We start from the raw sequence: 21961 nt of genomic DNA, 5'->3' as shown, positions 1-21961 counted from the left end.
CTATTAAGCGTGGCCCTTTGCTTTTGCCCCCTGTGGCAGGTGCGGGCATATGTATACCTTCGATGACATTGCGCCTGGTAAATATGTTTGAACACGAATACTCTTTTCGCCCCTCTCAGGCAACTATTGCGGTCGCTGCTGCATCTTTCCCCTACACGCTGTGAATTCAGGCCACGACCAAAGCTATGAAACCATTTTTTACCGCTGTTTCCAAAGCACTGCTCTTTTGCTTCTTCTTCATCTACCTGTGCCAGGCAGCGGGAGCACAGCAGGCGCAGAAAAAGGAGTACAACCATCCGCAGAAAAGCATGCAGGCCCTGCGCATCACGGCGCCACCCGACATAGACGGCGTGCTGGACGAGCCCATCTGGCAACAGGCCGACGTTGCCACGCAGTTTATCCAGCACCGGCCCACGCCCGGCCCGGTAGAGAAGCGCCCGACGGAGGTGCGCATCCTGTATGACGACGTCGCCCTGTATATCGGAGCAGTGATGCACGATGTGTCGCAGGACAGCATTTTCAGGGAGATGAGCCGCCGCGACGACCTGGGCAACACCGATTGGTTTGGCGTTTTCCTGGATACCTATAAGGATGAGATCAATGGCTTTGGCTTTATCGTGAGCCCTGCCGGGGTGCAGTTCGACGCCCGCTACTCCTCGAACGGGGAAGACGAGAGCTGGAACGCGGTGTGGGAGAGTAGCACCAGACTGGAAGGCACCGACTGGGCGGCCGAGCTGAAGATCCCCTACTCCGCCATTCGCTTCGGGAACAAGCCGGAGCAGGTGTGGGGCCTCAACTTCATGCGCAACCGGCAGTCTACGCGCGAGCAGTTTTTCTGGAACCACGTGGAGCCCTCCAAAGACGGCTTCGTGAACCAGTGGGGGCTGTTGCAGGGCCTGAAAAACATCGAGGCGCCGCTCCGGCTGTCGCTTACGCCGTACGTGTCGGGGTATATGGAGCGCTACCCTGCGGAGCAGGCCGGGGCAGAGGATGCCAGGTACAAGCACGAGTTTAACTTCAGCGGGGGCCTGGACCTGAAGTACGGCATCAACGATGCCTTCACGCTGGATATGACCCTGATCCCGGATTTCAGCCAGGTGCAGTCTGATAACCGGGTGCTGAACCTCTCGCCGTTCGAGCAGCAGTTTAACGAGAACAGGCCCTTCTTCCTGGAGGGCACGGAGCTGTTTAACAAAGGTGATTTCTTTTACTCCCGCCGCATCGGGGGGGCTCCCGTCAATTACGGCGCTGTATATGATCAGGACAAATACGCCGGCTACGAAGTGCTGCAGAACCCACGGGAAACCAAGATGATCAACGGCACCAAAGTATCGGGGCGCACACAGTCCGGGTTGGGCATCGGCATTTTCAACGCAGTGGTAGGCCGCCAGCACGCCGTGCTGCAGGACAGCGCCGGCAACAGGCTGGAGGTGGAAACGCAGCCGCTCACCAACTACAACATCGCCGTTTTCGACCAGTCGCTCAAGAACAACTCCTATATCACGCTGGTGAACACCAACGTGATGCGGCAGGGCGGCACCTACGACGCCAACCTGACCGGCGCCCTTTTCCGCTTTGCCAATAAAGCCAATAAATACGCCGTGAACGGGAAGGCCGCCCTCAGCCAGCGGTATATAGCCGACGGCACAGACCTCGGGTATATGTACCAGGTGGGCGTCGGCAAGATCAGCGGCAACTTCCTGTATAACCTGTCGCACTCGGTAAAGTCAGACAAATACGACCCGAACGACCTGGGCATCCTGTTCGTGAACAACACGATGGATGAGGAAGTGAACCTGTCCTATAACCGGTATGAGCCGTTCTGGAAAATGCTGAACCTCTATACCAACCTCGGGGCGGTTTATTCGCGCAGGTACGACCCCAACGTGTTTCAGAATTTCGTGGTGTACAGCAACCTGAACGGCACGTTCAAGAACTTCATGAGCGCCGGGTTAAACTTTAACCTGGAGCCTGTGGAAACCTATGACTTTTTTGAGCCGCGCACAGCGGGCCGTTACTACACGTTCCCGGTGAACTACAGGGCCGGGGGATGGTACTCCACTGACTACCGCAAACGGCTGGCGCTGGATCTGGAGTTTTCTTACCGCCTGTTTGAGGAAAATGACCGCCGCAGCCTGAATTTCGGTGTCTCGCCGCGCTTCCGCGTCAATAACCAGCTGAGCTTTTCATACAGTTTCCAGTCGGGGAACAGCTACGACGACATTGGCTTCTTTACAAACACGGAAGTGGTGAACGGCACTGGAGAGCCGGAGAAGAAAATCATCTTCGGCCTTCGCGATGTGAACTCCGTGTACAACAGCCTCTCGGGGAGCTATATCTTCAACAACCGCATGTCGCTGGCGTTGCGCGTGCGGCACAACTGGTCTAAAGTGCTGACCAGGGAGTTCTTTGCGCTGGAGCCGAACGGCAGCCTTGTAGCGGACACCTACCGCCCTGAAACGCCGCACCAGAACTACAACTCCTTTAACCTGGACATGGTGTACTCGTGGTGGTTCGCGCCGGGCAGTGAGATCAGCATCGTCTGGAAAAATGCCTTCGAGGAGAATGTGCATTTGCCGGAGCCGCGCTACTTCGACAACTTCTCACACACCCTGTCATCGCCCCAGTCCAGCACCTTCTCCATCAAAGTACTTTATTACCTGGATTACCTTACGATGCGCAGCAAACTCGCCAAGCGGTAAATCGCCTGTAGTAACTGTGTTTCTGATTCCGATAGCTTGGTAGGAACAGGACGCGACCTGTCCCTACCAAGCTATCGGCTTAACCTGTTTTCTTAAAAAGGAAAGGTGAGAGGATTCTTGTGGTTTAGTGATATAAATTAAAAAGAGCAGGCGCCTCTAGAGGGGCCTGCTCTTTTTAATTCTGCTATAGATGATTTAGCGCCGTATGAGCAGCTTCGTGGTTTCCAGTTTATCGGCGTGCTGCACGCGCAGGATATAGAGGCCGGAGGAGTGTGCTGTCAGGTCGATGTCGGTGCGGTACTGGCCGTTGAACTGCTTTGTGGCACCGCTATATACCCGCTTGCCCAGCAGGTCTACTACCTCAATCTGTATATCCTCGGGGCCTTGCGTCTCCAGCGTCAGGCTGAACATGCCGTTCTTGCTCGGGTTCGGAAAGGCGAGCAGGTCAGCGCTTACCGCGCGCTCCGACGTCTCGAGGTCGAAGCGCAGCGCCTCCGAAACCTCCGATACACAGCCGTTTTCCGCCACCGTCACGGTATAGATTCCGCTTGATGCAGGGGTGTACTCGCGGCCTGTGGCACCTTCTATCAGCCTGCCGTCCTGGAACCACTGGTGGCTGCCGCTCGCGGCACTGGATACCAGTACCTGCCCGTTGCGCGAGATAGCAGGTGTTTCGATCGGCGCACCGGTTATCATGGGCACTTCTACCCGCTCGCTCTCGCAGCCCAGGCCGCGCACCTTCAGGTCGTAGAAGTAGTAATAATACTCCTCGGGTGTGGTGGTGGCGGTGTTGCCGGTAATGGCGAACACATTCTGGATCTCAAAAGGATAGCCTTCCACCCCGGCGTTGTTCCGGAAGATCGTGGCCCCGTTTTCGTAGGAGATGGCAATGCGGTAGTCGCCCGCCTCCGGTAGCTCCAGCCCGAGGTAATATACCGCGCCCTGGTCTGCCGGGTCGTCGGGCTGGGCGTCCGGAACTGCCGGGCTGCGGGTGGGCGTAACCTGCAAGGTGCGGGATGATACCTGCGCGCCGTCCTCGTTAAACGCCGTGAAAGTGATTCTGCCGCCATTACCTATATATAAACGGGCCGATTCCAGCACCAGCGGTGCCTGCGTCGTCACCAGCACATCCGGCGAGAACTGGTTATAACCGCCGCCCGTGGCAAAGGCTTTGTTGGCCGGACCTACAGTTCCCGCAAAATCGTTGTAAGCCGCATATAAAGTGCCGTTCACCCCGGCCACCGGGATGTGCTGCATGTTGCCTGCCGCCAGCGGCTGTGTGCTGGTGGGCGAGTTATACCAGAAGATCGTGCCTTCCCCCTGGTGCGACAAAGTCAGGGTTGGGCTGCTGCCGCAGCGGGTGGCCGAAATAGCGGTAGGCGCTGCCATGTTCTGCTGCACGGTAAAGGTGCGCTGCAGGCGGTTGTTGGCGCTGATGGCATCGCCCCCTAGGTTTGAGAGCGCAACCAGCTCGTAAGTGCTGCCGGCCACGGTGGCAAAGCTGTCCTCCAACAGCATTTCAGCCTTTGCAAAAGGCTCTAGCGTGGCGGTATAGGTGCCGGTGAGTTGGGTGATCTCGGTTCCGTTTTCGCGCACGCTGATGGTAACCGGAATGTTCTTTTGTGCCACTGCGCCCAGGTTGCGGATGCTGACCGCCACCGTTTGCGCTGTGGTGGCGCAGAGCGAGGAGCCCAGCGGCGTGACGGCCGTGACGGCAATGTCTTTGCCGGGCTGGGAGAACTGCAGCAGGTAATCCTGCGTCTCGCCGCGGGCATAGCTGCCGCAGGCGTTTACGCTGGCGGCGTCCTGCGTCTCCTGCAGCACCACGCGCAGCCGCACCTTATCCCCCACAACAGCCGCAGCCGGGGCTTTGATGGTACCCGAAAAAGTTGCCGCCCCGCTCAGCATGCCTGATGCCGCCACCGTTTCGCCGGCATCTGTAAAGTCGCCGTCGCCGTTCCAGTCAGCAAACACTTTCGCTATGCTGGGGGCATCGGTGGCGCAGGTGCCCGTCGTGACGGAGATCGTTTCCGGCTGGTCCGGCTCCAGAGTGAAGACGTTGCCTGTGAGGTTCTGGTAGGTGGTGCAGCCCGTTGCCCCGGCCACCGCTTTGGTGCCGATGGCGAAGCGGGTGATTTTGGCGCCTGCCTCAGAGGTGGGTGCGCTGGCGCACACGGCTGCGCCGCCGGCGCCGCTCACCAGCAGCGCGTAAGCCTGCGGCCCTTTCTTCAGAGTGCCTTTGTTGCTGATGGTGATGGTATAGGTTTCGCCGGGCACGGCGTTCTCCACCAGCACCTGCTCTACGTTGTCGCGCACATTGTCGCCGGGTTTGGCGGCCACGTCAGGTGCCGTGGGGTCCAGCGTCCAGGGCATATAGGTGGTGCCTTTGCCGGTAACGCGCACATCCAGGTCGTTCACGAGGCGGGCCGCGCGGTTGTTCAGGGCGCCGGCGCCTATCTCGGTCACGGTGCCTTCCGGGTCAGTCCAGGAGATGGTCACCCGCAGCGGGCCGGCGCCCGAGGCCCTTACACTGATAGTCTGCGGCTGGCCCTGCGCCAGGGCTTTCTCCTGTATCAGGTGCGTGCCCCTGGTGTTGGTGATCATGTTGGCGGCGCGCTCGGCATCCAGCAATCCCCAGCCATATATATAATCCGGGCCTTTGGCGGTGCCGGCCTCGTCGGCGGTATGGATGGCGAGGGCTTTCAGGGTGGCGGCGCGCATCACGGCGCCGCTGTTCAGGTTGGCAAAGTGCTCCTGCAGCAGCAGCAGCGTGCCCGACACGTTGGGTGCCGCCATCGAGGTGCCGCTCAGGGTCGTATAGTCGCGGTCGCTGTTCGAGGAGCTGGAAAGCACCGCTACGCCGTTCCCCACAATATCCGGCTTGATACGGCCGTCGTCTGTGGGGCCGTAGCTGCTGAAAGAGGAGACCAGCACGTCCTCGGCGCGCGTGTAGCCGTCGGCCAGCGGGGCAATGGCCCCGACGGCCAGGATGTTTTTGGCGTTGCCCGCCGTGGAGATCGCATCGTAACTGTCGTTGCTGCTCAGGTTTGCCGGGCGCGCTTTCACTAAAGTGAATTTCCCGTCGCTGTTGCGCTGGAAGTAGGGCTTGCCTACCTCTGGCCCCCGCTCACCGCGGTTGTTCCCCACGGACTTCACAATCAGGTAGTACGGGGCATTGTAGGCGATCTTGTCCCACCTGGCTGACTGCTCGTCGTAGTAGCCAAAGCGGTAGTCCTCTGTTTTGCTGATGTCAGTGTCGCCCCACCACTCCCAGTACGGGTCCTCGTCGGTGCCCTCGCGCTCGTCGTTGTAGCGCCAGCCGGAGATGGAGCCGTAGGAGTGGTTTGATATAAGGAGGCTTTCAGCGGCTTTCGCCATTTCGGCCTCATCGCCGTTAAAATCATATGCCTGCAGGCTGGCCCCAAATGCCATGCCTTTCGCGAGGGGGTTCACGCCGCTGGCGATCATAGTGCCGGCCACGTGGGTGGCGTGCTCGTTGTTCTCTTTGGCATCGTCTCCGGGCTGCACGCGCCCCTTTAGCTCCTGGTGCGTGGCCCTCACTTTGCCGCCGTCCCACATCGCGAGCCTGGAGGCCACCGTGTTGCCGGCGCCGCTCAGGCTGAGGCCGAGCGAGCCGCCTGCCCACAGCTGGTCTGTTTTGGTGGTAGCGGCTGCACGTGTGTTGTTATAGGTGATGTAGTAGATCGGAAGCCCCTTGGCATCCAGCCCCTGAAGGGAGATATAGGTGCCGTCTTTAGAGGTTTTTTCAATCACCCAGCCGTTCTTGCGCGCCAGTGCAATTGCCCGGGCTCTGTTCGCTTTAAAGTCCTTTTCTGCGGAGGCGGCTATCCGCTGCAGTGCCTCGGTGTTGGAGCGTATAGGGGATTTATCACGCTGCGCAAGCGCCGGAGCGGCAGCTGTCAGCCCAAGAGCAACAAGCCAGAGGCTTAATCTTCTCATAAACAAAGGTTGGGGTCGCGTTATTCAATTCTCAAGGTACTATAAAAGCGCGATATAGGCAAAGTCGTTCCATAGCAGGCATAGAATTTACAGGCTTCAGCGAAACACGCCCGTGGCCTGTTTTGGTAGGTACAGCAGCGGTGTGGCGAGGCCGGGTTATGGCCGGCGCATATATACCGCCCTGGCAACATGCGCTAATCAGCACGCCGGTGTCAGGGTTAATTTCATTTCATGAAAACTTTGTATAAATTTAAGAGTACTACAAAGCTTGTCAAGTATTCACCCCAAAACCACCTGTTATGGATTCTCGCCGCGACTTTTTACAGAAGCTTACTTTTTCAGCCATCGGATTGCCTTTATTGACCTTTTCCGGTTTGGCAAGTGCAGAAGCTACAAATCTTATATATGAGCAGCCTTACCAGGGGCCGGTGCTGCGCGTGGCCATCATGGGGCTGGGCAGCTACGGAACGCGGGTGGCGGAGGCCATGCAGTCCTCTAAAAAAGCGAAGCTGGTAGGAGTTATCAGCGGCACGCCCTCCAAAGTAAAAGACTGGCAGGCCAAGTACAACATCCCCGCCAAGAACTGCTACAACTACGAGAACTTCGATGCCATCAAAAACAATCCGGACATTGACGCCGTGTACGTCATCACGCCTAACGCCCTGCACCACGACCAGGTGATACGGGTGGCGAAAGCCGGCAAGCACGCCATCTGTGAAAAGCCCATGGCCATCAACGCAAAAGAGGGGCAGGAGATGGTGGACGCCTGCAACAAGGCGAATGTGAAACTGCTGGTGGGCTACAGGTTGCACTTCGAGCCGAAGACGCTGGAGATTATCCGGATGCGGGAAGCCGGGGAGTTCGGCAAGATTATGTTTTTCCAGGGCCTGAGCGGCTTCACGATAGGAGACCCGAACCAGTGGCGGCTGAACAAGCAGCTGGCCGGCGGCGGCGCGATGATGGACATCGGGATTTACTCTGTCAATGGTGCGCGCTATATGGTGGGCGAGGAGCCCGTCTGGGTGACGGCGCAGGAGACGAAAACAGACCCGGTGAAATTCAAGGAAGGTGTGGACGAAACCATCCAGTTCCAGTTTGGCTTCCCGAGCGGGGCGGTGGCCTCCTGCCTCTCGACCTACAGCATGAGCAACCTCGACCGCTTTTTCCTGAACGGGACGGAAGGGTTTGCCGAACTGCACCCGGCTACCGGCTATGGCCCCATCAAAGGCCGCACGCACAAAGGCGAACTGACCCAGCCCCACCAGACGCACCAGACGGTGCAGATGGACGAAATGGCAGCCATTATACTGGAAGGCAAAAAGCCAGTTGTGCCCGTAGACGGCGAAGAGGGCCTGAAGGATCTGAAAATCATTGACGCCATCTACCTCGCCGCGAAAACGGGTAAAAAGGTAGATTTGACAGTATAGCAGCATTCATTACCACCCGCATCCAACAGCAACACAAGCCTGTATGCTCAGCACAAAAACTGGTTATACAGGCTTGTGCAGCTGGTAAAGGTCAAATCCCTTGGCCCAGAAGTCTTTTTCGGTTTTCACTAATTCGAAACCGAGCTTTTCGTAAAACCGGTAGACAAGCTGTGTGGTTCTGACTATGATCAGCTCTACCGGGTGGTTGCGCCTGATTTCGTTTATCCTGTAAAGCGTCAGCTGTTTCCCGATTCCTTTGCCGTGGTGGGCAGGGTGAATGATGTCCCAGGAGATGCGCGCTGTCTTCTGCTCCGGGAACAGGTTAAAACCGCCCGACCCGATGATTTCCCCGGCCTCTTCCACCACGTAATAGTGCTCCGCATCCTGCGCCAGGTACGCCAGGAGGTCAGGTTCCTCGGAACTGTGGAAGTAAAGGGGCGTGTTCAGCCGCAGCAGTCCGAGCACTTTCTCTTTGTCGGCAGGTATATAGGGCCTGATCATGGGGTATGGGGTATATGGAATGCCCTGTGCCTGAAAATGCACCTTTGTTTCTCAGGCGTCGGGAGCTGTTATTCTTTTACCTTGATGTACTTTTCGATATTGATCCGGTCTATCCCGGAGCTGACAATCTTTTCTACGCCGCTCTGCAGGAGGGTGTCGCCTTTCAGGGCAATCGTAAAGGTGAAGTCATTTCCTTCCCAATCCCGGGCGCTGCAGTACTCCAGGTGTTCTGTGTATAGGCTATCGCGGAGGGTATATTTACCTCCCCCGGCAACGAAAACAGCAGAGTCCCTGCCTTTATTTACATCGTGCTGCAAAAAGGCAAAGTGGGTATCGTTGATGATTTTGATAAAGGAGATATTTTTGGTGTAGTCCGTTACCGTCGTATCCCCTTTCTCAATCAAAATTGCCGTCACAAGCTGCCAGGTTCCTGCTACCGGGTTCAGGGTGGCTTTGGAGGCCTTGTCCCCGTTCTCCTGCCCACACGCTACGAGCAGGAAGGGAAGTACGATAAATCCTATGATTCTTTGCATACAACTTGCTTGCTTTCTAAAGCTTCTCAAAACTGGTTGGACTGAAAAATGTTGCTTGATTTTGTAGCTGTTGCAAACAGTTTGTTATTCCTGCTTACTGCGTAGTGCAGGCTTTATGTTGCTTTGGCTGCGTTTTCTCTCGCTCTGAAGGCTACTATTCGTGCTATCAGGCTAAGTGGCAGTGGCTGGTCGAGCGGAAACCGGACGGAGCCTTTGCCTTGTTTGTATTTAGAGAGTTCCGCTGCGAATGCTGCATGCCCTGTGGGTGTGGCGTAAAAGCCTATATGGTTTTTGAATGCGGCAAAGTACACCAGGGGTTGTCCGGAGGTCTTGTAAGCTGGCATGCCGTAACTGATGCTTTCCGTTGCATCCGGTGCTTGCTCCTGTATGGTCGCGCGCACCTGCTTCAGTAGCTGCTGCACGTTTTCCGGGAAGCTTTTTATATATGACGCTACATCCTCCATACAGAATGGCTATTTCATGCGTTTGTCATTCTCAAAAGCCTCCTGGTATTCCAATTGTCCGTTCCGGTCGTAGCGCACCCAGAAGCCGTTTTTCTTACCTTTGGTAAAATTGCTGACTTGCCAGAGTTGCCCTGTCTCTCTGTAGAATTTCCATTCGCCTTCCATGTTGTCGTCATCAAAGTCCCCTTCGGCTTTCACTTTCCCGTTTTTGAAAAAGTACGTTAGCCTGGTCCCCTCAAGCTCATGGGCTTTCTGGCCGTTTGCATAGGTCTTTTTGGTTAGCATGTTTTCTTGCTTACGGGTTTTGTTTAAGGTGCTGGGTTTGGTAACGGATTGAACAGGCAAGCCCGCAGCGAAGTTAGGTTTAGGCTGCACTTGGTTGGGTGGAGGGCTTTTTACTTGGTTCTTGTGATTTTTTCAGGATTTTGCCGCGTGTCAAAAACAGCCGCAATATGAACAGTTGCTACGTCAATCCAATAGATTATATTGTAGTTGCCTTCAATAATATATCTGTACTCTTTTTGTCTGTCGGCAAGGAGTATTTCACGCTGCCCTTTCTTTGGTTGCTTAGACAGGGAAGCCGTTTTTTCTACAATACCCTTAACCAATTTTCTGGCAACTGTAGGGCTTGCTGTTACTTTATGATAATCAAATATATCTTCTAATTGTTTACTTGCTGTGTTTGTCCATAGCACCTTCAGGTCCATGCGTCAATGTCCTTATCCAGTTCATTGATTTCTTTAACTCTCCCGTTTAAAGCATCATCTTCCGAATCGTCAATTATTTGATTAAAGTCAGTAAGTGACATTGGAGAAAAGCTTTCGGAATAGAGCTTCTTCTTCTCCGCAAGCAGTATTTCTTCAAATTTGGAGATGATTTTCTCGTTGTCAAGCCGCAAGAATTCCTGCACAAAATGTATCTTCCTTGCTTGTAAGTCCATGATGTTTCCCTTCTATAAAAGTATTTAAAATATATGTTACGATAATTTTATTCTATCGATTTTGCCTTTCGCCTAACGGCTCGGACAGGCAACGGGTGAAGCATTATCCGAACATGATGCCTGTGCTGTGTTGTGCTTTGTATTTTTTAATTTTCAAATATCTCGCTCCATACTACTTTCCAGCTATCATCTGCCCTTAGGAGTGAAAGATTAGCTACAGCACCTTGTGATGGATAACGTAAACCTACATGAGCAGAATCATCTTCAATTATTAGTTTTTCAACCACTAAGTAATGGTTTTTAGCACTGTTTTCTAATTCTGTAGAATCTAAGAACACCACATTCTTCCCGAACTTTTCTAAACTTAATGGTTCTGTAACTATCTCATTTTTCAACACGATTAGCTTAGTGGTGTCAATGTAAAACCACTGAAGTTTTTCATAATCAATTGCTGCCTGCAGTATTTCTTTTTTTAGTTCTTGTTCTCCTTCTTCTTGTTTAACTGTTCCTTGTTTAACTGTTCCCTGCTTGGCTGAATCATCCTTTTCTTTCGCACTATCGCTACAGCTAAAACTAATTGATACTAATAACAGAAGTAGAACCTTTTTCATAGATTATATAAAGCACAACTAGTAGATAGCATATATAAACATACGGTTTATTGTAGATTCTGACAGATAACCGTAACTGAACTAACGAATATACTATATATAAAACAATGTATTACTGCCTATATATCCGAAAAAAATCTAAAAGCAAAAGCACACCAGCGGAGGGCTGATGTGCTTTTGGAGAGGCAGTTTATATATAGCCGGGCCTACTTCTTCAGGTACTGGGCGTACTCTTTTGCGAAATATGACAGGATGATGTCGGCGCCGGCGCGCTTGATGCTTGTGAGAATCTCCACCATCGCTTTTTCACCGTCTATCCAGCCGTTCTGGGCAGCGGCTTTCACCATGGCATATTCGCCGCTGATGTTGTAGGCGGCAATCGGGAGGTTCGAGTTGTCGCGGAGCAGCTTGATCACGTCGAGGTACGCTAGGGCAGGCTTCACCATCAGGTAGTCGGCGCCCTCGGCGGTATCCAGTTCGGCCTCTATCAGCGCCTCGCGGCTGTTGGCGTAGTTCATCTGGTACGTTTTCTTGTCGCCGGCCTTGGGGGCCGAGCCGAGCGCATCGCGGAACGGGCCGTAGAAGGCGCTGGCATATTTAGCGGTATAGGCCATGATCGCCACCTTCTGAAAGCCGTGCTCGTCCAGCACCTGGCGGATGTGCCCGATGCGGCCGTCCATCATATCCGAGGGGGCCACAATGTCGGCACCGGCCCGCGCCTGCACCAGCGCCATCTTGCCCAGCACCTCCAGTGTCTCGTCGTTCAGGATCTCGCCGTTCTCCACAATGCCGTCGTGGCCGTCGGAATTGTACGGGTCCATGGCCACGTCGGTAATCAGCGCCACTTCCGGGAAGTTCTTCTTTATCTCGCGGATGGCGCGCGGGAAGAGGCCGTCGGGGTTGTGGCTCTCGGTGGCGTATTTGTCTTTCTGCTCCTCGGGTATGCTCGGAAACGGGGCGAAGGCTTTCACGCCGAGCTCCACGCAGGCGGCCACCTCGTCCAGCACCGTGTCGATGGAGAAGCGGTTGATGCCCGGCATCGACTTCACTTCCACGCGCTGGTTCTGGCCGCTTATCAGGAAAAGCGGGTATATAAAATCGTGGGTGGTGAGCGTGGTTTCCTGCACCATATTGCGAATCGCCTCGGTCTGGCGGTTACGTCTCGGTCTTCTGATCATAGCTATATATCGTTTCAGAAAAGTTCAACATCGAACTGTTGCAAAGGTACGGCGATTGCCGGGGAATTGAAATGAAGCCCGCCTGTTTTTGAGTCGCTTCCCCGCCGCATCGCCGGTATATAGGGCGGAGGCCGTCTGAGCTGAAAACCCGCTGCAGCTCTATATACCAGAGCCGGGTGCACGTCTATATATAACTCCGGTAGCGATATGTAGCCGGTTAATTTTTTATGACTTAAAACCCACCCCTGCCCCTCCCGAGAGGGGAATCTTCCGCAAGAGTAGTTTATTCCCCTCCTCGGAGGGTAGGGGTGGGTCTTGTTTTAGCAAAGGAAGGAAATCGCACCTTGAATTATATATAACCCGGCCTGAAAGCAGGAGAGGCAGCACCCGCTACAAGTGCTGCCTCTCTCTGGGGTCCCGTTCAGAGGAGTTACCGTTTTAGGATTTTCACGTTTCCGCTTCTGTCTTTTTCCTGCCACTTCAGGATATATACCCCTGCGGCAAGGTCCGTTACCTCTAACTCCACCGGCAGGTTTATATCCCGGAAAGTGAGTTCATAATCGCGCACCATCTTTCCGGCCATGTCGTAAAGCTGCGCCTCCAGCGTGGCAGTGCCCTCCACGAGGTACAGCAGGGTAACGGTCCGGGTCTCTTCGTTGATCGGGTTCGGGTACACCCGCAGCCTGCGCAGGGAGGCCGGGTTGATGACGCGCACGGGCGGCGAGTAACTGAACGTGCCGTTGTTATACACCACGCGCAGGCGGTAGTAGGCAATGTCCGGTACAGGGTCGTTGTCGATAAACGTGTAGGACAGGATACCGCTGGCAGGGCCCTTGGCGGCCACGGTGCCCACTTCGCCCCAGTCGGTGCCGGTGGCGCTGCGCTCTACTACAAAGTTTGCCACTGTCTGCTCGTTTTTGGTGCTCCAGTCCACGGTAACGGCGCTGGAACTGTTAAACGACGCCTGCAGGGTATATATCTCCGGCGCCAAGTTGCACTGGCCATCGCCGCTGAGCACCATCGGCGGCTCCCCGCACATGTTCGGCTCAATGCTGTTGGCCACAACCAGCCTGCCCCCCAAAATGTCGGCGGTGCTCAGGTCGCGCACCAGCACCTCAAACTCAATGGCATAGTGCATCACCGCCCGCGACAGGATCACGTGGCTCAGCTGCTGGGCATGGCCCAGCTCGTGCAGCATCACCGTCTCGAAGTCGAACTGGCGCTGAACGGGCGGGGCGGGTCCGTACTGCCAGGTGATGTTGCTGTTGATCTCCATGTCGAACTCCGTTACCCAGAACAGCGTGTCCTGGCCGTTGCTGCAGCCTTCGTAGCGGCTGACCGTGCGCGCCAGCACGCCCTGCCCGGTGGTGGAGGAAGAGGCAAAGCGGATCACGTTCACGCCGTCTTCGGCAGCGGCCTCTAGTTCGGTAGGCTCCCCAAGCCGCCAGTTTACCCCCGACACGCAGATCCAGGTGTTCATGGCCCGCCGGAAGCCCTCCTGCGCGGGCTGCCTGTTCACCATGCTCGGCGCAAACCGCATGGTGTAACCGCCCAGCCCGTCCATGTTGGTGAGGATGGGCTGGAACGGCGCGCCCTCAAATTCAATGTTGGAGTAGGCGAATTCGATGATGATGGGATTGGAGCTGGTCGTGCTGCTTTCAGCGTCGGTCACGACGCGTATGGCCCCGGAGCCCGGGGTACCGCCATCTTCCGAGGTAGAAGGGATATGCAGTTTGATTTGCCTGTCTGACCAGGAGATATAATCCGAGGCAAAAGGGCGGACATAGGTCTGGCCGCCATCATCGGCGTTCTTGAACTCCACGGCGCCGTCGCCGCGTGTGCTGCCGAAGCCGGAGCCGTTGATGGTGAGCACCACGCCCGTGCCGGCATTAGTAGTGATAGGGCTGAAACTGGAGATGACCGGTGCCAGTGCGTCAGCCTGCGTCTGCTGCTGCTGTTTTGCGGCAGAAAGCCCTGCGTCCAGGCGCGTGTTCGGGGCCAGGCTGCGGAAGCGCTGCCCGGTTTGCGCGGTGATATCCCGGTACAGTGCCTGCACACTCTCATAGCGGTCAAAAACGCCGGTGGCTTTGTCTTCGGGCAGGCGGTATTGCACGAAGCCCTGCTGGCTGCCGTAGGCTTTGGTGCTGAGGTGCCGGTTGCCCGGGGTACGCTGCAGCTCCTGTTGCCGCTCCAGGAAAAAAACGCCCTGCTGCCCGGGCTTCAGCTGCAGGGCAGTGGAGAACACGTGTTTTTTCAGGCCGACTGTGCCGCCCTCTGTTATCAGCTCCACCTGCTGGCTTTCTGTGCCTCCTTTAAAAGACTTATATACCCGGATGATGTTGGAGGTGTAAATGTTCTCGTGGCGCGCATCCCAGAACGACTGCTGCGACACTACCTCGCCCTCCACTACCAGGCTTGCCGCCTGCACACGCTCGGCCAGCGTCAGCGGTACCATGTGCGGGTTATCGGCGGCGCGGGTGTGGAAAACAGTAAAAAGCAATGTGAAAAGCAACAGCAGGGGGTTGCTGCGGAGTATGGCAGCAGCTGGTGTGTAAAATCTATACATGGAAGCAGCTATAGTTCAAAAGGTGATGTAACGAATGCATATATGCTTAACGGAAAAAGTTCAGCGCTTTATACGTACGGAAAATAACAGGCATAGGGATATATAGTTTTTCTATACAGGCAAAGGCCTGCGCCAGCCTCACGCCAGGTCCGGATGCCATCCTCCGGACGGTAAACGATTATAGATGGCGCCATGCCCGCTGTGCTCCGGCATATAGCACTCGCTATATGCCGGAGCATGCGCCGCGTCAGAGGTTTTAATGCACCCCTTCCCGCCGTCGGGAGCAGCCGTCAGCAGGCCCAAAATTAAAAAATGCCCGCCAACTAGGAAAGCTGGCGGGCACAATGGGTGCTGATTAACGGTGGATTAGTTGCTCTTGTGCTGGTAGTTGAAATCAGATGGGCCGTTTATTTCTATGTTCATCAGCTTCTTGTACTTCTCATACGCTTTCTTCGGCTGCTTTTTGTCGTTCACATACAAGTCCTCGTTGTTGAACCGGATGTTCACGTTCTCCTCGCCTTTTTCAATGATGCCGTCTTTGATCAGCTCTTCCTTCACTTTCTTAAACTGCGCTTCGTGCCTGCGGGCCATCTTCTCTTGCTCCCTTGCCAGTTCCATCTGGTGCCTGCTCATCTCTTGGTTCAACTCTGCCTGCATTCTGGCCATCTCCTGCTGCGTTGCGGCCTGAAAGGTCATGCCTTTGCCGTACTCCTTCGTAAACTTCTCTATTTCCTTTTCATAATTTTCTATTTCCTTCTCATACTTCTCCATCTCCTTTTCAAAAGCCTTTATATCCACATCAAACGTTTTCTGCGCCTCCTCATATGCCTTTAGCTCCTGCTCGTAAGCCTTTAAGGCCTTTTTATCATCTTTGAAAGGGGCACTGGGCGGCACAGGTGGAACTGGCGGCACGATGGCCGGGGCCGGAGGGGCCGGTGGTACGGGAGCAGGGGGCATGGGCGGAACTGGCGGTACGGGTGGCGGCGGCACCAGGCTGTCGCCGTCAGTGTAGTTGAACTGGTAAGAGTAGGTTTCGCGGTTGCTGCGGCGGGCTTCTGCGGCGGCGGCGCGGGCGGCCCGCATTTCTGTCCGCACTTCCGCGCGGGTGGCGCGCGGGGCGTTTTTCACAGCCTGCAGGCGCTGCTCTACCAGGGCAGTATATTCGTCCATGTCCTTTTTAGGGATGCGCTTGCCGTCTACGTACAGCTCCTTCACCTTTCCCTTTTTATTTTTGATGATCACAATGTCGCGGGTATTCCCGTTGGCGTCCTGCACGGTGTAAGCCGCGGCAACACGGTCATCGGTTGCGCTTCTGTCCGCGGCAGGCACATCTGTCGGCACAGTAAGCTGCGCCAGCCGGACGGTTTGCTGCGCATCCTGCGGCTGCAGGCCCGCCACGGCGCCAAACGAGAGCACCAGCAGCCCCACCACCAGCACCAGCGCGGCGGCAAAGCCCTCGGTAAACGTCGGCTTCAGCGAAGGCTGGCCAACCAATCTTTTAATGCGGCTCATCAGGGTGCCCCGCTTCCCGGAAAAAGCAACTGCGACAGCAGGGGCGGCGGGTAAGCGCATGGCCTCAATCTCAGCGAGGGCGCGGGCATAGGTCAGCGTGTCGCCACATATAGCCACCGCTATATCGTCGCAGCAGTTCTCGCGCTCGGCCCGTACCACCCCCGATACCCACCAAACCGCCGGATGGTAAAAGAACAGCATGTCCACCACCGACTGCAGCAGGTTGGTGAGGTAGTCCTTGCGCAGGATATGAGCCAGCTCGTGCGCCAGCACGGCCTCTACCTGCGCCTGCGTCAGGCCGGTGACGGCGCCAATCGGCAGCAGGATGACAGGCTTGGCAAAACCAATCGCCATTGGCACCCGCACCAGCGCCGACTCCGCCAGTTGTATCGCCTGCTTCAGGCCCATGGCGTGGCTGAGGGCGTTCACCTGCAGCTGCCAGTATGCCCCAAGCGGAGCGGTTTTGTAGTGGCGCAGGCGCTGCGTGTAAGCCACCCCCCCTATAAAGCGAAGCGCCATCACCAGCATGCCCAGCAGCCACAGCGTAACCAGCAGGGGCATGTGCTGCTCAAAATAGGCCTGCGCCACTTCAAAAGGGGCGGCCCAGAACGAGCTTTGAACGGACGCCGGCTGCAGGGCAGCAGGAGAGGAGGCAGCGGCACCAAACCGGAAAGAGGCGCTGGCTGGTAGCGCGGCCTGGCTATAATAGGCAAAGGTGCCCGCTGCCAGCAGCAATTGCGCCAGCATGGCTCCTCCGGCTACGGCATAGCGGGTTTTTGCGCTGTGGCGGTGCAGCAAGACTAACAGCAGGCCCAGCAGCAAGGCCACAAAAGCGCCCTGCCACAGCGAGTGCAGCAGTGTCCAGCCAAGGGCGTGGGTCAGGGTGTCGGGGAAAAAGTCAGTGATCCGGTTCATTATTTACCTCCTTCCAGTTTATCTAATAAGTTTCTGATTTCGTTGAGTTCTGCCTTGGATGTGTTGCTGTTGCCCAGCGCCTGCATCACCAGCTTGCTGGCCGACCCGCGAAAGGCGGCATCCAGGAAGCGGTCCAGCAGTTGGCGCTGCGTGCGCTCCTCCTCCAGTAGCGGGCGGTATATATGCGAGCGGCTGGTTTTGTCGGCCTCCAGCATTTCCTTCTCCGCCATAATCTGCATCAGCTTTAGGGTGGTGGTGTAGCCAACCTCCTTGTTTTTGCTCAGCTCCTCGTGCACGAGGCGCACCGTGCTCGGGCCGTGCTGCCAGAGCACCTGCAGTATCTCCAGCTCCGACTCAGTGGGTTTGGGTATCTTTTCTAATGACATAGCATATAGCCTATTATGGTGTTGCAGTAGTTGCATTACAAGTATATACGAATATTTTCGTAAAAGGAAATTTATATACGATTATTTTCGTAGTTATGGGTTGGATTGCTATAAAAGAGGGTGAATTGCAGCAGGCAGAAGGGGAAAACAGGCAGGCAGTTTATATATAGCCTTTATGAGCCAAGCCGTTCCGCTCCCAGCCTGCCGGACTCCATCACAGGGTCCGGCCGCGACCTGGCCCTGCTGCCAGATGCATTGGACAGCAAGTGCCGGTGTTGCTGCCAAAGGCTATAAAGCGTAACAGTCCTTTTTCTCAGGATATGGGAAGGGACCGGAGAGACCCGCGCCAGTAAAAAGCGCATGAAAAGGCCAGTTCACGGAGAAGGCTTCTCCAGGTTACTTTCTTTATAAAGGCATATACAGCCTAATGTGTCAGGGCGGATTTGATCATGATGAATTCGTTGATGTTGTCGGTGTTGATGACACCGGCGAGGCGGCCGTTCTCGAGCACAGGGTAGAGCGGCATGCGGGTTTTCTGCAGCTCGGTGTAGGCTTCGGAGAGCTTGTCCTGCACATTGAATGTCCGCACCTCGCCCGACATAATCTCAGCGACCGGTTTTTGCATCTGCTCTTCCTTCACGGCCTGTATCAGCTGTGAGCGGGTGAGGGTGCCCACCACAGCGCCATCCAGCTCCACGATAAACTCATGCTCGGAGCCCATCAGCAATTTGTTCAGTGCCTCGCGCACCGTCTCGGTCGGGGCCAGTGTCACGAAGTTCGTCATCATGCCCTCGCGCACGCTGTGGCCGCGCAGGTAGTCGAGGTGCTGCACCATCATATTCTCGGAGTAGGCCCCAAAATAAACGAAAGCCCCGATCAGGATGAGGAAAGGGTTGTAAAAGAAGCCGATGAAAATGAAGCCGATGGCCAGCAGTTGCCCCAGGTTAGAGGCGATTTGCGTGGCCCGTGCCCGGCCCAGCTTAAAGGCCAGCAGCGCGCGCAGCACCCGGCCGCCGTCCATCGGGAAGGCAGGGATGGCATTGAAGAGCACCAGGACCACATTCACGAAGAGCAGCAGGTACAGGAAGTTGGCCGGCGTGATGCGCATAAAGAACTCCTCCGTCGGGATGTCGCCCAGCGAGGGCAGGACCAGCCACAGGATCAGGGCGATGACCACGTTTACGGCCGGGCCCGCCACCGCGATCAGGAGCTCCTGCCTCGGCTTCTCCGGCATTCGCTCCAAACTGGCCACCCCCCCAATGGGCAGCAGCGTAATGGTTTTGGTGTTGATGCCGAAGCGCTGCGCCGTGAGCGAATGGCCCAGCTCGTGCAGCACCACGCAGAAGAAAACCAGCAGGATGAAGGCGAGGGCAAGCAGCGTGGTTTGCATATCGCTGCCGCGCTGCATCTCGGAAAACGCCACCCATCCCAGCAACAGCACAAACGTCCAGTGCACCAGTATTTTTATGCCGGCAATGCGACCAAGGTTAAGGGACCATTTCATAGGCTATTATCATAAGAGCTTATCTATATAACGCGATAAAAGGCGAAAAGCTTCAACCTTTTACAGCTGAAGCTTTTCTGTCGTTACTTCCGGAGTAGCTGCGGCACCACCCGCTCGCCGAACACCTCTATAAACCGCTCGTGCTGCAGGTTCACGTTATGCAGCATCAGCTGCGTAAAGCCCAGTTCCAGGTCCTGTTGGAGCCACTCCAGGTGCTGGTTCGGCTCTGAGGAGATGCGCACATGGTCCCGGAGGTCCTGCTCGCGCACAAACATGGACGCTTGCTGCAGTTGCTTGGCAGTGCGCAGGTCGGAAAGCACCGCGCTCGGGAAGATGTTGGAGCGCCACTGCTCGTGTGCCCCCTGCAGCGCCTGCTTTTCGTCGTCGGCATACGAAAGCTGCACCTTCAGGTACATCGGCTTCCCCTCGCCGCCGCCTTCCCGGAACGCGTCCACCATTTTCTTCATTTCCTTCGGGGGCTTCGATACAGTGATCAGCGCATCGGCCCAGCCACCGACCCACCGGGCTGTTTCCTCGGTAATGGCAGCGCCCACAATCTGGGGCGCGACGGCGGGTCTTGTAAACAGATAGGCTTCCTCCACCTTCACCAGGCCGTGGTGCGTTACCGTCTCTCCGGCCCAAAGCGCCCGGATGATGTCCACGCACTCCTTCAGGCGGGCGTTACGGTCCTGTTTCACGGGCCACGGCTCGCCGGTTATCTGCTCGTTTATATACTGGCCGCTGCCCATGGCTACCCAGAAGCGCTCCGGGAACATCTCGGAGAGCGTGGCGGCCGCCTGCGCGATAATAGCGGGGTGGTAGCGCTGGCCCGGGGCATTCACTATCCCGAAGGAAAGATTCGTGGCTTGCATGGCGGCACCCAGCCATGACCAGGCAAAGCCGCTTTCGCCCTGCTCCAGGCTCCAGGGGGCGAAATGGTCTGAGGAGAGCGAGGCGTTGAACCCTGCCTCTTCCGCCAGTTGCACGTTTTTCAGCAAAGCGCTTGGTTTAAACTGCTCATGCGAGGCATGGTATCCTATTTTGATCATACGTCTGTTTTGTTAATGGTTAGATGCTTCCGTTTTCCCTTTCACCCTGTAGGAGCCTGTGTTTATATGGCGTAGAAGCAGGTGCTATATATACCGATGTTCGTGCAGGAAGGGAAAAGAGATGTACGCGCTGGTTGCAAAACCGATGCAGTGCCCTGCCCTGTCGCATGGCGGTTTTACCTATATGGGGCAGCCTGGCAACAAAAAGGCCCGGAAACTTTTCTCGTCGCCGGGCCTTGCCGCTTTGCTTACTCCAGCTTAGCCAGAAAGCTTCGGATGTGTTGCCGGAACTGCTCGGGTTGCTCCTGGTACGGGCAGTGGCCGGTTTCCAGTTGGTGGTAGGTGGCATTCGGGAACCGGAAGGTTTTGTAATGCTCCGGCCCGACGGAGTAATCGTACTTGCCGGAGAAAACCAGCACCGGCATTTTGATAGCGGCAGATTTGAGGGTGAAGTCCTGCTCGTATTCCTTGTAGTTCCAGACATTGCTGCCGAAGTGCCAGTTAAGCGTCGTGTCCATGACGGCGGCCATCGCCTGAAACATAGCTTTGTCGCGGTACATCATTTTGTACATCAGGTCCTTTTGGTTGAGCGAGTACATCACGCCGTTGAAGGCATCGGTCAGCGACACGCCCGGCTTGAGTATATCCGACACGGGCACCCCCATGATGCGTGCCGCATTGTTGATCGAATTGTGCTTCGCCTCCTCCAGGTTCAGGGTGCTGTTTATATAGATGGTCGCGGAAACACGCTCCGGCTTGGTGTAGGCGTACTCGGTGGCAATGGTGCCCCCGAACGAGTGCGGCATCAGGAGCCATTTGTCATAACCGAGGTGCGCGCGCAGCTCCTCAAAGTCCTGCACCACGCGGGCCAGCGAATAGTCGTTGTTTCTGGGGCTGGAGGAGCGGCCGCAGCCGCGCTGGTCCACGTAGACCATGGTCATGTCCTGCTCCACCACATCGCCGCCGAGGGCATAGAAGTATTTGGTCCAGGAGCCGGGGCCGCCGTGGATAAAGAGGCAGGGCTTGCCCTCGCCGGCCACGCGCACATACAACTGCACGCCGTCGGAAGTGGTGAAGTAGAAGTTTTTGTGCACAGCCTTAGATGCCAGCGGCACCAGCAACAACGTCAGAAGCAGGAGCGTAAACGGGATCTTTTTCATCAGCCTATATAGATAGAATGGCAGTAAATAATAAAAAGTTGAACAGGTTATAAGTGAGACGGAGTTACCTTCGTGAAGACGCATCTGAAGTTAATTATTTTTCGGTACTTTCTATATATGGCAGACCTACGCGCAAGAGATTTTGAAAGTGAGCTGCAGTTCCAGGCATCGAGGAGCGGAGGCGCCGGCGGGCAGAACGTGAATAAAGTGGCTACCAAGGTGGAGTTGCGGTTTCATGTGCAGCAGTCGGCGGTGCTGACGGAGGAGGAAAAGGCGCTGGTGCAGGAGAAGCTGGCGAACCGGATCAACAACGACGGCTTCCTGCAGGTGGTGTGCCAGACGGAGCGCACCCAGCTCAGGAACAAGGAAACCTGCCTCGACCGCTTCTACGAGCTGCTGCGGCAGGCACTCACCAGACAGAAGAAGCGCACCGCCACCCGTCCGTCCCGGGCCAGTGTCCGCAAACGGCTGGAGGGCAAGAAAAAGCAGGCCGACAAAAAATCAAACCGCAGCTATCGCGGCGACCTGTAGCGCATCGGGTGCCCCTCCTGAA

General features: G+C 56.0%; 18 protein-coding genes. 3 read left to right on the top strand and 15 right to left on the bottom strand.

All coding sequences use genetic code 11. The features are described 5' to 3' along the window. Nucleotides 1–185 precede the first annotated feature (185 nt). Nucleotides 186–2702: a DUF5916 domain-containing protein gene (locus ABD920_RS00405; RefSeq protein ID WP_345156147.1), complete on the top strand. Its 2517-nt coding sequence runs from the start codon at nt 186–188 to the stop codon at nt 2700–2702. A 195-nt stretch (nt 2703–2897) separates the two neighbouring features. Here the strand turns inward: ABD920_RS00405 and ABD920_RS00400 are convergent, their stop codons facing one another. Then, nucleotides 2898–6662, bottom strand: a complete 3765-nt coding sequence (locus ABD920_RS00400) for a S8 family serine peptidase (RefSeq protein ID WP_345156146.1) — start codon at nt 6660–6662, stop codon at nt 2898–2900. 299 nt (nt 6663–6961) lie between these two features. Between ABD920_RS00400 and ABD920_RS00395 the strand changes: the two genes are divergently transcribed. After that, nucleotides 6962–8089 carry a Gfo/Idh/MocA family protein gene (locus tag ABD920_RS00395; RefSeq protein WP_345156145.1) on the top strand — a complete coding sequence of 376 codons (1128 nt, stop codon included), beginning with the start codon at nt 6962–6964 and terminating at the stop codon, nt 8087–8089. Nucleotides 8090–8152: 63 nt separating this feature from the next. On the opposite strand, the gene ABD920_RS00390 is transcribed toward ABD920_RS00395, so the two are convergent. From ABD920_RS00390 to ABD920_RS00325, 14 genes are all read right to left on the bottom strand, one after another. After that, complete coding sequence (locus tag ABD920_RS00390; protein WP_345156144.1) at nt 8153–8590, bottom strand: GNAT family N-acetyltransferase; 438 nt, start codon at nt 8588–8590, stop codon at nt 8153–8155. Nucleotides 8591–8658: 68 nt separating this feature from the next. Next, nucleotides 8659–9123, bottom strand: a complete 465-nt coding sequence (locus tag ABD920_RS00385) for a hypothetical protein (RefSeq protein WP_345156143.1) — start codon at nt 9121–9123, stop codon at nt 8659–8661. Between the two features lie 113 nt (nt 9124–9236). After that, complete coding sequence (locus ABD920_RS00380) at nt 9237–9587, bottom strand: iron chaperone (protein ID WP_345156142.1); 351 nt, start codon at nt 9585–9587, stop codon at nt 9237–9239. A 9-nt stretch (nt 9588–9596) separates the two neighbouring features. After that, nucleotides 9597–9872, bottom strand: coding sequence for a toxin-antitoxin system YwqK family antitoxin (locus ABD920_RS00375; protein WP_345156141.1), 276 nt, complete (start codon nt 9870–9872; stop codon nt 9597–9599). Between the two features lie 110 nt (nt 9873–9982). Continuing rightward, nucleotides 9983–10294: a type II toxin-antitoxin system RelE/ParE family toxin gene (locus ABD920_RS00370; RefSeq protein ID WP_345156140.1), complete on the bottom strand. Its 312-nt coding sequence runs from the start codon at nt 10292–10294 to the stop codon at nt 9983–9985. Beyond that, the gene (locus tag ABD920_RS00365; RefSeq protein ID WP_345156139.1) at nt 10285–10527 is read right to left on the bottom strand and encodes a hypothetical protein; all 243 of its coding nucleotides are present in this window, start codon (nt 10525–10527) and stop codon (nt 10285–10287) included. Before ABD920_RS00365 ends, ABD920_RS00370 begins: the two co-directional genes overlap by 10 nt. A gap of 146 nt (nt 10528–10673) precedes the next feature. Continuing rightward, nucleotides 10674–11138: a hypothetical protein gene (locus ABD920_RS00360; protein WP_345156138.1), complete on the bottom strand. Its 465-nt coding sequence runs from the start codon at nt 11136–11138 to the stop codon at nt 10674–10676. Nucleotides 11139–11344: 206 nt separating this feature from the next. Beyond that, the gene (gene hemB, locus ABD920_RS00355) at nt 11345–12316 is read right to left on the bottom strand and encodes a porphobilinogen synthase (protein WP_345156137.1); all 972 of its coding nucleotides are present in this window, start codon (nt 12314–12316) and stop codon (nt 11345–11347) included. A gap of 430 nt (nt 12317–12746) precedes the next feature. After that, nucleotides 12747–14882 carry a T9SS type A sorting domain-containing protein gene (locus ABD920_RS00350; RefSeq protein ID WP_345156136.1) on the bottom strand — a complete coding sequence of 712 codons (2136 nt, stop codon included), beginning with the start codon at nt 14880–14882 and terminating at the stop codon, nt 12747–12749. A 366-nt stretch (nt 14883–15248) separates the two neighbouring features. After that, nucleotides 15249–17309: a M56 family metallopeptidase gene (locus ABD920_RS00345; RefSeq protein WP_345156135.1), complete on the bottom strand. Its 2061-nt coding sequence runs from the start codon at nt 17307–17309 to the stop codon at nt 15249–15251. Continuing rightward, complete coding sequence (locus ABD920_RS00340) at nt 17309–17695, bottom strand: BlaI/MecI/CopY family transcriptional regulator (protein ID WP_345156134.1); 387 nt, start codon at nt 17693–17695, stop codon at nt 17309–17311. Before ABD920_RS00340 ends, ABD920_RS00345 begins: the two co-directional genes overlap by 1 nt. 424 nt (nt 17696–18119) lie before the next feature. Next, a complete protein-coding gene (locus tag ABD920_RS00335; RefSeq protein WP_345156133.1) occupies nt 18120–19199 on the bottom strand; it encodes a site-2 protease family protein in 1080 nt (359 codons plus the stop codon). A gap of 83 nt (nt 19200–19282) precedes the next feature. Then, nucleotides 19283–20248 carry a TIGR03885 family FMN-dependent LLM class oxidoreductase gene (locus ABD920_RS00330; RefSeq protein ID WP_345156132.1) on the bottom strand — a complete coding sequence of 322 codons (966 nt, stop codon included), beginning with the start codon at nt 20246–20248 and terminating at the stop codon, nt 19283–19285. Nucleotides 20249–20496: 248 nt separating this feature from the next. Continuing rightward, a complete protein-coding gene (locus tag ABD920_RS00325) occupies nt 20497–21408 on the bottom strand; it encodes an alpha/beta fold hydrolase (RefSeq protein ID WP_345156131.1) in 912 nt (303 codons plus the stop codon). A gap of 117 nt (nt 21409–21525) precedes the next feature. On the opposite strand from ABD920_RS00325, the gene arfB reads away from it, so the two are divergent. After that, entirely contained in the window at nt 21526–21939 is a 414-nt protein-coding gene (gene arfB, locus ABD920_RS00320) for an alternative ribosome rescue aminoacyl-tRNA hydrolase ArfB (protein ID WP_345156130.1), read from the top strand. Nucleotides 21940–21961 lie beyond the last annotated feature (22 nt).

It is taken from the genome of Pontibacter saemangeumensis (genome assembly GCF_039541895.1).
In the GTDB taxonomy this organism is placed as follows: Bacteria; Bacteroidota; Bacteroidia; order Cytophagales; family Hymenobacteraceae; genus Pontibacter; species Pontibacter saemangeumensis.
This window is presented reverse-complemented; position numbering and strand designations above follow the sequence as displayed.

Excerpts from the sequence above, each read along its gene's own strand:
- ABD920_RS00405 (WP_345156147.1), top strand. The coding sequence starts at position 186 with ATGAAACCATTTTTTACCGCTGTTTCCAAAGCACTGCTCTTTTGCTTC.
- ABD920_RS00400 (WP_345156146.1), bottom strand. The coding sequence starts at position 6,662 with ATGAGAAGATTAAGCCTCTGGCTTGTTGCTCTTGGGCTGACAGCTGCC.
- ABD920_RS00395 (WP_345156145.1), top strand. The coding sequence starts at position 6,962 with ATGGATTCTCGCCGCGACTTTTTACAGAAGCTTACTTTTTCAGCCATC.
- ABD920_RS00390 (WP_345156144.1), bottom strand. The coding sequence starts at position 8,590 with ATGATCAGGCCCTATATACCTGCCGACAAAGAGAAAGTGCTCGGACTG.
- ABD920_RS00385 (WP_345156143.1), bottom strand. The coding sequence starts at position 9,123 with ATGCAAAGAATCATAGGATTTATCGTACTTCCCTTCCTGCTCGTAGCG.
- ABD920_RS00380 (WP_345156142.1), bottom strand. The coding sequence starts at position 9,587 with ATGGAGGATGTAGCGTCATATATAAAAAGCTTCCCGGAAAACGTGCAG.
- ABD920_RS00375 (WP_345156141.1), bottom strand. The coding sequence starts at position 9,872 with ATGCTAACCAAAAAGACCTATGCAAACGGCCAGAAAGCCCATGAGCTT.
- ABD920_RS00370 (WP_345156140.1), bottom strand. The coding sequence starts at position 10,294 with ATGGACCTGAAGGTGCTATGGACAAACACAGCAAGTAAACAATTAGAA.
- ABD920_RS00365 (WP_345156139.1), bottom strand. The coding sequence starts at position 10,527 with ATGGACTTACAAGCAAGGAAGATACATTTTGTGCAGGAATTCTTGCGG.
- ABD920_RS00360 (WP_345156138.1), bottom strand. The coding sequence starts at position 11,138 with ATGAAAAAGGTTCTACTTCTGTTATTAGTATCAATTAGTTTTAGCTGT.
- hemB (WP_345156137.1), bottom strand. The coding sequence starts at position 12,316 with ATGATCAGAAGACCGAGACGTAACCGCCAGACCGAGGCGATTCGCAAT.
- ABD920_RS00350 (WP_345156136.1), bottom strand. The coding sequence starts at position 14,882 with ATGTATAGATTTTACACACCAGCTGCTGCCATACTCCGCAGCAACCCC.
- ABD920_RS00345 (WP_345156135.1), bottom strand. The coding sequence starts at position 17,309 with ATGAACCGGATCACTGACTTTTTCCCCGACACCCTGACCCACGCCCTT.
- ABD920_RS00340 (WP_345156134.1), bottom strand. The coding sequence starts at position 17,695 with ATGTCATTAGAAAAGATACCCAAACCCACTGAGTCGGAGCTGGAGATA.
- ABD920_RS00335 (WP_345156133.1), bottom strand. The coding sequence starts at position 19,199 with ATGAAATGGTCCCTTAACCTTGGTCGCATTGCCGGCATAAAAATACTG.
- ABD920_RS00330 (WP_345156132.1), bottom strand. The coding sequence starts at position 20,248 with ATGATCAAAATAGGATACCATGCCTCGCATGAGCAGTTTAAACCAAGC.
- ABD920_RS00325 (WP_345156131.1), bottom strand. The coding sequence starts at position 21,408 with ATGAAAAAGATCCCGTTTACGCTCCTGCTTCTGACGTTGTTGCTGGTG.
- arfB (WP_345156130.1), top strand. The coding sequence starts at position 21,526 with ATGGCAGACCTACGCGCAAGAGATTTTGAAAGTGAGCTGCAGTTCCAG.